The sequence below is a fragment of the Nostoc sp. DedSLP04 genome, assembly GCF_034530775.1.
In the GTDB taxonomy this organism is placed as follows: Bacteria; Cyanobacteriota; Cyanobacteriia; order Cyanobacteriales; family Nostocaceae; genus Nostoc.
In genome coordinates, this window is the sequence record NZ_JAVRCL010000004.1 from 12043 (window position 1) to 24698 (window position 12656).

The 12656-nt window shown below is 40.5% G+C and carries 12 protein-coding genes; 6 read left to right on the top strand and 6 right to left on the bottom strand.

What is annotated here, in order from left to right; genetic code table 11:
- Positions 1-10 precede the first annotated feature (10 nt).
- A complete protein-coding gene (locus tag RMX89_RS03425; protein ID WP_322672928.1) occupies positions 11-175 on the bottom strand; it encodes a hypothetical protein in 165 nt (54 codons plus the stop codon).
- On the opposite strand from RMX89_RS03425, the gene RMX89_RS03430 reads away from it, so the two are divergent.
- Together RMX89_RS03430 and RMX89_RS03435 are read left to right on the top strand one after the other, a co-directional pair.
- Positions 128-2821 (top strand): HD family phosphohydrolase, encoded by a 2694-nt coding sequence (locus RMX89_RS03430; protein WP_322687931.1) that lies wholly within the window; start codon positions 128-130, stop codon positions 2819-2821. The two genes, RMX89_RS03425 and RMX89_RS03430, sit on opposite strands and share 48 nt — an antisense overlap.
- Positions 2822-3090: 269 nt before the next feature.
- Positions 3091-4359: a GTPase gene (locus tag RMX89_RS03435; protein WP_322687932.1), complete on the top strand. Its 1269-nt coding sequence runs from the start codon at positions 3091-3093 to the stop codon at positions 4357-4359.
- A gap of 102 nt (positions 4360-4461) precedes the next feature.
- Here the strand turns inward: RMX89_RS03435 and RMX89_RS03440 are convergent, their stop codons facing one another.
- From RMX89_RS03440 to RMX89_RS03445, 3 genes are all read right to left on the bottom strand, one after another.
- The gene (locus RMX89_RS03440; RefSeq protein WP_322687933.1) at positions 4462-4899 is read right to left on the bottom strand and encodes a DUF2442 domain-containing protein; all 438 of its coding nucleotides are present in this window, start codon (positions 4897-4899) and stop codon (positions 4462-4464) included.
- A gap of 126 nt (positions 4900-5025) precedes the next feature.
- Entirely contained in the window at positions 5026-5136 is a 111-nt protein-coding gene (locus RMX89_RS34430) for a DUF4160 domain-containing protein (protein WP_416211958.1), read from the bottom strand.
- 75 nt (positions 5137-5211) lie between these two features.
- Positions 5212-5868 carry a TetR/AcrR family transcriptional regulator gene (locus RMX89_RS03445; RefSeq protein WP_322687934.1) on the bottom strand — a complete coding sequence of 219 codons (657 nt, stop codon included), beginning with the start codon at positions 5866-5868 and terminating at the stop codon, positions 5212-5214.
- 333 nt (positions 5869-6201) lie between these two features.
- Here RMX89_RS03445 and RMX89_RS03450 point away from each other — a divergent pair, with 333 nt between their 5' ends.
- From RMX89_RS03450 to RMX89_RS03465, 4 genes are all read left to right on the top strand, one after another.
- Complete coding sequence (locus tag RMX89_RS03450) at positions 6202-7155, top strand: Rieske 2Fe-2S domain-containing protein (RefSeq protein ID WP_322687935.1); 954 nt, start codon at positions 6202-6204, stop codon at positions 7153-7155.
- 70 nt (positions 7156-7225) lie between these two features.
- Positions 7226-8575, top strand: a complete 1350-nt coding sequence (locus RMX89_RS03455; protein ID WP_322687936.1) for a cytochrome P450 — start codon at positions 7226-7228, stop codon at positions 8573-8575.
- Positions 8576-8713: 138 nt separating this feature from the next.
- The gene (locus RMX89_RS03460; RefSeq protein ID WP_322687937.1) at positions 8714-9775 is read left to right on the top strand and encodes a hypothetical protein; all 1062 of its coding nucleotides are present in this window, start codon (positions 8714-8716) and stop codon (positions 9773-9775) included.
- A 122-nt stretch (positions 9776-9897) separates the two neighbouring features.
- Positions 9898-10473, top strand: a complete 576-nt coding sequence (locus RMX89_RS03465; protein ID WP_322672889.1) for a Uma2 family endonuclease — start codon at positions 9898-9900, stop codon at positions 10471-10473.
- A 74-nt stretch (positions 10474-10547) separates the two neighbouring features.
- On the opposite strand, the gene RMX89_RS03470 is transcribed toward RMX89_RS03465, so the two are convergent.
- A complete protein-coding gene (locus tag RMX89_RS03470; protein ID WP_322687938.1) occupies positions 10548-11783 on the bottom strand; it encodes a DUF445 domain-containing protein in 1236 nt (411 codons plus the stop codon).
- Positions 11784-11928: 145 nt separating this feature from the next.
- Positions 11929-12633, bottom strand: coding sequence for a bifunctional demethylmenaquinone methyltransferase/2-methoxy-6-polyprenyl-1,4-benzoquinol methylase UbiE (gene ubiE, locus RMX89_RS03475; RefSeq protein ID WP_322672887.1), 705 nt, complete (start codon positions 12631-12633; stop codon positions 11929-11931).
- Positions 12634-12656: the final 23 nt, after the last annotated feature.

The following is a 12656-nucleotide window of genomic DNA, read 5'->3' on the forward strand; positions in this document are numbered from 1 at the left end:
TTGTAGCTAGCTATTGTGGTAAATCAGCAATAAAAAAGCCCCCGCTACCAAGTTGCAGCCGCAGATCGAACTTTCCTGATGATTGTCTTTTTTGAGCTATCAAAGTCGGCAATTGCAGGTAGAGATAATGAAAATGCATCAATTTTTGCAGTTCTTGAACCAGCAATTGACTCACTGGCGGCGACAGTACAAAACACTACGCCGTAAAGGAAAGTTAATAAGAAGTCCCAAAGGTAAAACCCATAGAAGGGAACTTCTAAGGACTATGCTCAAGAATGTATTCCTGTTTTTATCAAAAACCAATGAGAAAAGCGAACGCCGAAAACAAGAAAGAGCGCTAAGGTCAAAGGCAAAATCTGTCAAGATTAAGAGTAGTATTTGTACAGTCGGTTTAGATTGGGCATATAAACAGCGTTACTCGGTGATTTTGGCGATCGCTGTAGTGTCCCTTACAGGTATTATTGGTCATAAATTATACAATCAGACTCAACTCCAAGTAGGACATCCCGCGCCCCAAACGATTACAGCGCCTTACACAGCTAGCATCGAAGATAGGAAAAAAACTGAAGCCGAGCGCAAAGCCGTCAGCACAAGCTCCTTACAGGTGTTGATGCTTGATGCGCGAATCAACGAAAAAATTAACGAAAATTTGCAACAACTTCTAGATGATGGCAACGAAATTCGCGCTGTTGCTGGAGCTTTTCCTTTTTTCGATCCTGTAGTTTTATCCATTTCTAGCCAACGTTACCTCCGCTCTTGTCCTGACTTGGAATGGCAAGCACTGCTATCGGCTGTAGAAAATAGTAACAATCAGCAGAAGAAGGGAATCGGACAAACTACCGCTTCATCCAATCAGAAACGCCAGCCGCGCATCACATCCAAATCTGATTCCCAGAGTTCAAAAAAGACAGAGCCAGTAGATTTTTCTCAAAACACTGATTTTACTCAAGGAGTAGCAGAACTAGAATCTTACCGTCTCACAACTTCTGAGAAAAACTTGTCTTTACTAATTGGCAAAATTTATCAAACACGCCAAAGATATACCCAAGCCACTGCCAAACTTCTACAGTTAGAGACTGTTGGTGCAGAAGCAGTATACGAGGAATCTCTACTTTTAGATTTGTCAGATGTGGAATGGGAAAAAACACAATGGGGAATCCATCAGAGTACAGAACGGATTCTCACCCAAGGGATTCCACAGGGACTACCAAAAAATATCTTACAGGATGCGGTGAGTTTACAATTACAGACCTTTGTACCAGAATCTGCTGAAACTTTGGCAAAGAATCTGTTGTTAGCTGTACTCAAGCCGAATCTGCAAAAAGATGAAGAACAAACTAGACAAAACGCTCAAAAGGCTGCGGCTGTTGTGCCATCTGTGATGGTGAAGGTACGGCATGGTGAGGTGATTGTCAAAAGAGGAGCGCAGATTACTGCATGGGACTTTGAGGTGCTGGAGCATTATCGCCTGATTCGCCGGGAGGTAAAGTGGCAGGAGTTGGTGAAGTTAGGAGGCATTATTGCGATCGCTATTGGTATTTTTGTCTGGGTAGAACGCCATATTGATTACGAATTGCGACAACGCGATCGCCTATTAGTATTATTGCTAACTCTAAGTGTGCCAGGAGTAATCGTTATCGGATTGCCCTATACCACCTGGAGCGCCCTTGGTTTATTGTTGGGAAGCTTTTACGGCCCCACTTTGGGGTTGACAGTTGTCGGCCTGCTGTGGCCGATATTAGGCATTAGTTTGGATATGAGCAAGGCTGCGCTTTTAGCTGGTGTCGGCGGAGGAATATTAGGTAGTTATATTGCCCACCGATTGCGATCGCGTGAAGAATTGGCATTATTAGGCGTTGCGATCGCCTTAACTCAAGGTGGCATTTACCTGTTTGTTAAAATCTTAATTGGTCAAATATTTGGTTCAACTTGGTATATTGTCTTCCAAGAAGCGGGATTATTTGCTTTATCCGGCTTAGGCTGGAGTGTTATCGCCTTGGGTTTGAGTCCTTATCTAGAAAAAGTTTTTGATTTAGTTACCCCAATTCGCCTAGCAGAACTGGCGAACCCTAACCGCCCTTTATTAAAACGACTTGCTACTGAAACTCCGGGAACTTTTCAACATACGCTGCTTGTAGCTACCCTTGCTGAAGCTGCTGCAAAAGAATTAGGATGCAATGTTGAACTAGTCAGGGCTGGTACATTATATCACGATATTGGCAAAATGCACGACCCTCTTGGCTTTATTGAAAATCAAATGGGGGGGCCGAATAAACACGATACAGATATTAAAGATCCTTGGAAGAGTGCAGAAATTATCAAAAAGCACGTAAGTGAAGGGTTGGTAATGGCGCGTAAACACCTTTTACCTACGGCGATTCAAGCTTTTATTCCAGAGCATCAGGGAACGATGCTGATTGCTTATTTCCATCACCAAGCCCAGCAAATGGCTCAGTCAGATCCAAGTTTAACTGTAGACGACGCAGACTTTCGTTACGATGGCCCAATTCCCCAATCACGGGAAACCGGAATTGTCATGTTAGCAGATTCTTGCGAAGCAGCGCTGCGATCGCTGCAAGCATCGGCTAAATCTGGGGGAGAAAAGCGATCGGTTAAAGATGTCTCCACAGAACAAGCTTTGGCAATGCTCAATAATATCCTGCGTGCCAAGTGGCAAGACAATCAACTCGTAGATTCAGGACTAAAACGGGAAGAGATGTCACAAATTGCCCAGATATTTGTGGATGTTTGGCAGCAATTTCATCACAAACGCATTGCTTATCCTAAGTTGAAGACTAGTAGCGCTGCGCGGAATTCGTAATGCGATATCTAAGATGGGCTACGCCTACGCATATCTGTTGATAATCTTGTTAAGAGGTTTTTTTGAGGTGCGATCAAAGTGAAAATAAGAATCGCAGTTCATTGCAAAAGAGAGATATAAGAGTAGATTTGGGCAATATAAATAGCAGATACAGGCTATGAGTTCTCATAGACGGTGGCAAGGGTTATACATCATTGAGTAAATTCTTGAATTGTCGTTTGTCACTCAACGCTGGATCGCTGCAATTTAACCCCAATAGAGTAAACCTTATGCTAAATAGTAGCAAAAAAATTATTTCTCCATCGGAAAAGGCTCATCCGCAAGAAGCTAATATTCAGGAACTTCTTGAGATTCAAGAGCAATTGAGAGATGCTTTGAGAACGATTACAAAAGATTTGGAGAATAAGCTTAAGCCAGAAGAACTACAGGTTATCAAGGCTGAGTACAAAGCACTCATCGATCTATTTGAAACTCTCAAAGATGGAAAGATCAAAATCGTATTATTTGGTAAGACTAATGCGGGTAAATCGTCCGTAGCAAACTCCATTCTTGGTGCTGATGTTTACAACATGGATGTAGGCATGGGAGCAGAAGTGAAGGCTGATGGAATTATCGACTACGGTAAGTGGAGGATCATTGACAGCCCAGGTTTTATGTATTCAAGCTCTGACAACAATCAAGCCTTGCAAGAGATTAAACGCAGTCATGGACGAATTTTTGTTGTTGATTCTGAGCCATTTAAACCTGAACTAGAGATGTTTGACAATGTGGCAAGTTTCTTCCAGGCTCCAACAATTGTTTTCTTTAACAAATGGGACTCTGTGGAGAGAAATATGCCTACCAAAGATCGCGAGAAAGTTCGGCAACTCGTGATTCAGAAGATGTCTCGGTATGTTGAAGACCCGGAAAGAGACATTATATTCGGTTCAGCCCGGACTTATGATCCACAACTCGATACATTCGTTCGTCAAGATAATCCAAAGCTGATCGAGCAAATGTACGACATGGCAGGCGATTTAGGTTTGGTTGTTAACATTATCAATCCTGCTGAAAAAATGAGCAGTAAGATTAACTCCCGGCTTTACGAAATTCGTGAAACTGCTGCACGCAGAATCATTAGTACCTATGCAGATTTATGTGCCTGGGGTTCAATACTTCCATTTTCCTCTGTGACGGCCACTCCATACCTTCTAGCCAAGATGAATCATGCAATCTGCAAGGTGATGGGAATGAATGAAGAGCAAACACTGCAAGCAAGTAATAATATCTCTACCGTATTTAATGAGGCAATCACCCGATCGGCAGGTGTTGAAATTGCTTGGTCAGCCGCAGCAATTGTACTGGCTCCACTTGCCGTACCTCTTGCAGTATGGGGAACTTATGCAGAGTGGGATAATAATGTTCTTCGAGTTCAAGTTGTTGGCGAAGCTCTTCTGGAATACATTCGTTTAGACTTCAAACCAATTAGCGACATTAATACGTTGTTTGAGCAGATGAAAGAAAAAATCAAGAATCAAAAACTTTACTCAATTAAGTGAACGAGACATTAATGGTATTAAAACGGCTGTGATGCAAGCCCAGTCTAATAGCACGTTGTTAGAGCGGTGAGTAAAGTCCTTCAACTTCATTTCGGTGATATATTATCGCCGCTCACTTTCTTTTCCTGGGCGATCACCCTTTGTACCATTTAGTCGAGATGCCTCAGATTTTGCAGCAGAAGTAGAACTTCCATCCTTTCTAGCAAGTTCAGCCATCCATTTTTTAGTTCCAAATATTCCATTCATCAAAGCAGGAATACTCAAATCTACATCTAAGGTTTTCCAGTGTAATCCCTCACCAGAAGGTGTTACCTCTACTTCTGCTAAGTCCTTGACTGAAGCGCCTGCTAGGCCTTGTCCTACGTCTGAAGGGAACCCAAACATACATTTGTTGGACAATAAAACTATAATCATTCCTAAATAAGGATCATAAAAAGCACGAGTAGCCCGTGGTTCAGATGTAGCGATCGCATCTGAGTTTGCTCTGGCATTAGCTAGCTTTTCTTCTACTACTTCTGTAGCCGCAATCTTCTTAACCATGATATTCTCGCCACTTTTTTAGTAGTTCCAATTGGTGATCTGCAACCAACTGTAAGGCTTTTACCGCATCTTTATCACTCATTCCTGGGGATACCCAAACCCACTCTGGAGCTAGGTTTTCATCTCCTATATTGATTTTTGCCCTCCGCCCCCTTTAAAAACATGCACATGAGCAGGAATATGATCGTTAAGGTAGATACGAACCTCAAAACCGCCTTTTCTTAAAATTGTTGGCATTTAATATCTTAATTTTATCAGATATAACCTAAGCGCTTGGGTTTATCAATAGATTGAGTACCCAATATTCAATCCCTAATTCTCACTACATCGCACACCAGCCAAGATAAAATTAACTGCTGCTTGAGTATGCTGCTCAATCATTTCTGAACTTAGTAGTTGCAAATCGGGTCTAGTATGTTTGATATTTTCGTAAGCGTTGAAGTACATATTACAAACTCCAATAATATGCAGAGTGGTGATAAATGGATCAAGTTGACGGAAACAACCTTCTGCCATCCCGCGCTCTAAAATCTCGATCAGATAGCTAAAATTTTCTTGCCAATTCCCCTCTTTAAAATACTTCCCCTGATTTTGGTTTGCTTCTTGGAACCAAAGCATTCCTCTGTGCGGATGAGCAGCTTCGTAGGCGATCGCTTCTTTAACTAGCAGTTTCAAGGCTTCCTCTGGTGGTAACCGATCCAGATTTAGCTGCCCAAACCCTTCGTGCATCTCTACCGCGGGACGTTGCAGAACAGCTTGATATAGTCCTTCCTTGCTCTGGAAATAGTAGTAAATCATCGCTGTGGTGACACCTGCACCTCTAGCGATCGCTCCTGTCCGCGCCCCTTGAAGTCCATTTCTGGCAAACTCCGCTTCCGCCGCATCGAGAATCTGCTTTTTCGTCGCTTCTGCATCGCGCACCTGACGCGGCTTTTTAGATGAGAATTTTGACTGCGTTGAACGACCCACATTGCTCCATCATCATAACGAAAATATATTAACTAAAAACTTGGTTAATAGTTGACATATAAAATGAAATTTATTAAATTAATATTCATTAACTAAAAAATTAGTTAACTGTATAACTTGTCTATGGAGTAGCCGAAGTTAGCCGATCAAATGCTCGGTAGTATTAGTTCGTCCATTGTAGACAAGACTTTAGTTATCCCAATTTACATTCAAAAGAGTGATGTAGAACAGGTGACACCAGCTTATCTACAACTTTTAAGTTTCAAGATTCCGTTACCTTTTGCTAACGCATCTAGCGACTTTTCAAACAATTTTTAAAATTTTGGAGAAAAAATGGAACCAATTTTACCTGGTGCACCTTGGTTAATCGCGCACAAATCTATATTGGGAGTGAATAAACCCAATAAAATCACATTAAATGGATTGGACTATGTTATTTGGCAAAACCAAAAAGGCGAAGTGTTTGCCCTTGATAACATTTGTCCGCACATGCAAGCCCCCTTATCAAACGGTTGGATTTGTCAAGCAAGAGATACTATTACTTGCCCTTTTCATGCACTAGAATTTGATGGACAAGGTAGACTACAGCAAGGAGATAAAAAAGACATTCAGCCAATTAGCAAACGATTAGAGTTAATTATTAGAAATAATTGCATCTGGACTTATGGTGGATTTGAGCCAAGATTGCCCCTCCCAGATTTGCATCAAAAAATTGTAGATGAATACGACTTTATCGGAGTAACTGGGGACAAAAGTATTCAAGGTAATTTTTTGAGTAACCTGATGGTTAACTATGACTATAACCACCAGAATGGTACTCATAAAGAACTATTTAAAATTACATCTTGTAATGTAAGTAATTTTGAAGACAAAGGATACTATTCCACAGTCAAACAAGAACTGACAAGAGCCAACAACACGCTAGGAGAAATTATCAAAAATCCTATTTTGGGAATCTTCCCGAAAACGCTTGCTAACACACTCGAATACGCTTTTCCTTCAACTACAGCTTTGTTGGCTAAAACCCCTATTGGTGATATTGCTCAAATTCATATTCTCTACCCGAAAACAGAAAAAATTACCAAGACGTTTATTTTGATGTATGCCAAAATCGTCAATCCTGTGATGAAATTTCTGTTTAAACATTCAGTTTTACAAGCAGCAGCCACAGTTATTGAACAGGATACAGGTGCAGTTGAAAGTTTGTATCCTCGACAAAAACCAAAAATCAGATTGCCAAATGAAGAGATTATGTTCTACGCAGAAAAACTCTACCAAAATTGGTAATTTGGATTTGCAAAGCCTAACTGCGCTTTACAATTAAACTGTAGCTAATTACTGCTGGAGGTACTCAAATATGCGGCAGCTAAAATCAGCCGAGGAAATGCCTGGTAGTTATGGCTTGCCCATCTTGGGGGAGACTTTAGAAATATTTCGGGATTTAGAACTGTATCTATGGCGAAGATTCCAGCAGCATGGTTCAGTTTTTAAAACGAGCCTCATGGGGCGTAAACGTGCTTATTTAATTGGGCCTGATGCTAATCGGCTGGTACTGGTGGAACAGGCGGAAAATATGTCGTCGCGGATCGGGTGGTATTTCTTAGAATCAACATTTGGCAACAATATTTTATTACAAGATGGGGAAGAACATCGCCTAACTCGTCGCTTAATGTATCCAGCATTTCACGGCAAAGCGATCGCTACATATTTCGACACCATCCAAAACATCGTGCAAGACTTCCTCAAAGATTGGGGACGGGGAACGATTTCCTTAAATTCTAGTTTCCGTCAGCTTACCCTGATGGTTGCGACTCGCCTATTTTTGGGAAGTCAGAACAAGAGCGAAGTTGAGCAAACTAGTCAGTGGTTTACACAACTGCTAGAGAGCAGTATGGCGATATTCAAATTGAATTTCCCTTTTACTTTATATGGTCGCGGTCAAAATGCTAGGGGTAAGTTAGTAGCTTTCTTGCGTCAAGCGATCGCACAGCGTATCGAGCAAGGTAACTTAGAAGAATCAAAAGATGTTTTGGGATTACTGCTAGCCGCTGTTGATGAAGATGGCAATAAGTTGAGCGAAGCACAGATAATCAACGAGGCATTATTATTACTATTTGCTGGACATGAGACAACAGCCTCATTGCTGACTTGGGTAATCTTTGAATTAGGTAATCACCCAGAATGGCGAGAGCGACTGCGTAAAGAACAATTAGCAGTTGTGGGAAATAATCCCCTTAATCTGTCTCATCTCAAACAACTTCCAGATTTAACCAACGTTTTAAAAGAAGTAGAACGGCTTTATCCGCCAGTGTATGCCTATAATCGTGGAGTTCTCAAGGATATTGAGTATGCAGGTTATCGCATCCCAGCAGGTTGGTTTGTGACCATCTCACCGATGCTGACTCACCGTTTACCAGAACTGTACACCGAACCCGATCGCTTCGACCCCGATCGCTTTGCACCACCTCGTGAAGAAGATAAGAAACATCCTTTAGCACTAATGGGTTTTGGTCATGGTTCGCACCGATGTCTAGGCATGGAATTTGCCCAAATGGAAATGAAAATCGTGCTTTCCACACTGCTTCGCCATCATGACTGGACAGTAAAACCTGATTATTCTGCGATCGCTCCAATTCGTCAGCCTTCTAAAGTTAAAGAGACTCTCCAAGCATATATTGAGCCTTTGCATAGCAAGCTAAATTTTTAACATGATAAAAAGTTCGATTTGGTGGAGAAACCAAAAAAAAGGTAAGTATAACTGCTACAACTTTCAGGCAGTGTTAGACTGTTCAGTTTTTAGGGAATCCTATATCTGAAACTTTATAATACTTGTCAGTCAAGAGGTATGAAAATCACAGGGACAATCAATAGTATTAGTATCCGAGAAGGTAAAGCACCTTATGGCTTTATTGTTCCTGATACAGCAATACCTGGCCACGAGGGAGACATACGTTTCTTCGCAGATAGATTAGTTGGAATCGTGATTAAAGATTTAAAAAAAGGGAATTTAGTAGAATTTGTTGTCAAAGAATGGAATAAAAAAGATGGTACTGTGGAAAAAGTTGCTGAGGAAGTATATTTTCTGAATGAGAATAATAGACTTACGGGGGTTATTAACTGGCTAAATCACGAAGAAGGTAAAGGTTTTCTTAGACCTGACAAGTCCTTAAATAATCAAGATAAAGACTTACTATTCTTTAAGCAAGACTTAGAGGAAATTACAATCGAAAATCTTTCTAAAGGAGATAAATTAGAGTTTAAATTACAAAATATAAATTATAAAGATGGAAAAGTCGTAAAAGCTGTTAAGAATATTCGTTTGATTTTACCCGATTTACCTAAAAAATCGGTATCAGTTAACAAGAAAACTGTTGATAATTTGAATGTTAAAGATATCAAATTAGAAATTAGTTCATGCTTGGGTAATTGCATTAAGCTTTCAGACTCAGCAGAATTTGAGGATTATGTATTTATGGTTCTCAGGCTTCTCGGTATCCATAACTTGTATCAATATGACAAAAAAAATCAAGCTGGTAGAGCGGATGGTTTCTTTATAATTGGAAGCCTTGCAGTCATGTATGATTGTACGCTTAGAAAAAATTTTGATGAATATAAAAAAGACCAGATTGAAAACTATGTAAATAAATTAAAAAATTCTCAGATGACAATTGATATAAGACTTACAGATGGCGGGGGAAAGAAAAAAACTCTGCAAATTCAAGGTAAAAATCGTCAAGTCTGGATAATTACCCAAGAAAGTACTAGAGAATTATATGATGTTGATGGTATTCGTATTAAGGAAATTGCAGTGCAAGATTTAATTCAAATATTCAATAAAAGACTATATTCAGATGCATTTGAAGAAGATGAACTATCTGCACACCTTGCGGTGATTGATAAAAATTGATTTTACTCTTTTATAAAATTTATTCCAATTTATATACTGAGCTAAAACCTCATCTCGATAAATAGATAACCTAGTATGTCAACCAAGTGCTACGCTACAGTTAACAAGATTGAGAGGCAACTATGACTGCCCTGATTCTAAACCTCAGCCCCACCATTGAACTAACAGATGAGCAGTTCTTCCAACTGTGTCAAAATAATCGAGATTTGCGACTTGAGCGCACAGCAGAGGGAGAATTAATTATCATGCCACCAACTGGATGGGAAAGTGGAAATCGAAATAGTAGATTGACACAGCGCTTAGGTAATTGGGCTGACGCTGATGGCACAGGTTTAACTTTTGACTCTTCAACGGGTTTTAAACTCCCCAATGGTGCAAATCGCTCTCCAGATGCATCTTGGGTCAGCCGAGAGCGATTAGAAGCCCTGAATCCAGACCCCGACAAATTCCTACCACTCGCTCCAGATTTGGCGGTAGAATTACGCTCTGCTTCAGACAGCTTAAAGACAGTGCAAGAAAAAATGCAGGAATACATTGACAACGGTGTGCGTTTAGGATGGCTGATCGATCCGCAAAACCAACAGGTAGAAATTTACCGTCCAGGACAGGATATTGAGGTTTTGCAATCGCCTACTAGCTTATCAGGAGAGGATGTATTGCCTGGATTTGTGCTGGATTTGACGCAGATTTTGAGTTAAGCGATCGCTCAATTTCACTCATTTCAAAATCGGCAGAACTTGCAACTCTAATGTAATACAAATTTACAGACAAATTAATATTGACTTAAAACTAAAAACGCTGTTTGGAATAACCCAACAACAAAACCTAAAACACCACCTAAAGTTACAATCGCCTGCAATTCATTTTTGACAATTCCCTCAATTGCAGCTTCTAAATCAGCAGGTGAAGTTGATTTGACACGATCGACTATCACTTGATCTATTGACAAAATCGGAATTGCTTGCGACACAATTGCTTCTAAATCTTTTTCCAAATACTTCTCTAAAATTAGAGCTAATTCTTGACTCATGACTTCTAAAGAAGTACTGACAACTGGTGAAGTACTAACACGATTCAGCAAGACTACAGCAATATTTTCCCAATCAACAGAATCAGTTAATCCTTGTAAAAAATCGCTGCCACTATTTTGCAGGTAATGGCGGACACTTTCGCGGGTGGTTTTTCGGAGTTGACGAACCGTACCCATTGGCAAGTTTTGTAATGATAAATTTTGCAGTAATTTCCGAATGCGATCGCGCATTTGCAAATCTTGAGTCAATTCCTGCAAGCGAGTATTAGCAACCTCTTTTTCATCCAAACAAAAAGTTCGTAGCCGTGTAAGAGTATTACGTAAGCCAAACAAATTTGCTACTACCCAATAAGTTCCACTGGTTTTTTCGCGGAAGCCTTCATCGATAATTTGAATCGTGCGATCTGTCAAAAAATCAACTATCGTTTGGCGTAAAAGATCCGGCGGTAAAACTACTTGCAACAACCAATCAGCAAGCCGTGTAGCTTGTTCTTCACTCAGTTGAAATTCCAGCAATATCTGGTCAAAAATTTGATTGATCTGCGCTTCTAAAAAATCTTCACGCCGCGCTAAAACCTTAAGCAACCGTGGCAAAGATTCTCCTAATAAATCCCGCAAAATTCCCGCTACAATTTTGGCACTTTTCTCGTTTTTATCTGTTTTGATTTGTTCAATTGCTAACCGCAACAACCAAAGAATTGCTGATTGCACGCGTTCTGTTTGCAACAAACGCCGCGCCAAATTTTGCAATTCTTGCGGTGTCAAAAGTGACCCCATGATTGTCTTAGAAATGTTCAAAGCCAAACGTTCCTGGTTGCGGGGAATCAATCCAGGGGTGAAGGGTACTCTTCGTCCAGCAATATAAATTGCTTGATAAGGACGGAACAACATTTTGATGGCTATATCATTTGTGAAATAGCCAATAATTCCACCCAGTACCGGGGGAGACACATAAAGCCAAAGATGAGACCAGTCCAAGGGAAGAATTAAAAAAGTTAGGAATTTAAAGTTAGGAGTTAGGAGTTAACAGTAGAGACGCGATTAATCGCGTCTGTACAAGAGTTAAGAGTTAGGAATGATAAATTTTAAATGAGAATTTATCACTACTCATAATTCATAACTTTTAACTAATAACTCCTAACTTACTAAGCACTAGCACTCCCATCATACCGTTCGCAATGGGGTAGTGTGTGGCAACTGCAAAACCAACTTGATGAGCTAACTCTATTTGCTCTTTACCGATGGGAAAGCGATCTAAGCTGGGACTGATGTAAGCATATTCTTCTTTTAAGCCTAAATAATTGGCAACTGGTACCACAAAACCGTCCAGATACCACTGTTGAAAGGCGCGTAGCTGAGGATTACTCGGTCGATGAAAGTCTAAAATTGCGGCTTTAGCTCCCGGCTTCAAAACCCGGTATAACTCTTGGAGACTGCGGGGAATATCTTTAACATTTCTTAAACCATAGCCCATTGTTGCGGCATCAAATTGGTTATCGTCAAAGGGTAAATTGAGGACATCAGCTTCTACCCAGCTGATAGCAGGTTGCGGGTACTGCGAATGTGAGCGTTCTTTAGCCTTTTCTAGCAGGTTTGGAGAAAAATCCACTCCATACACCTGTCCTGTTGCTCCGATACGCCGTGCCAAACGTAAAGCTAAATCACCGCTACCGCAACACAAATCTAATGCAGTATCTCCTGGTTTAGCTGCACTCCATTTTACTGCCATTTCCTTCCAGATTCGATGCTGCCCCAGACTCAACCAATCGTTCAACTGGTCATAAACTGGAGCAATACGGTTAAAAATGGACTGAATTTCGTTAGTCATTGGTCAATAAGTCATTGGTCACT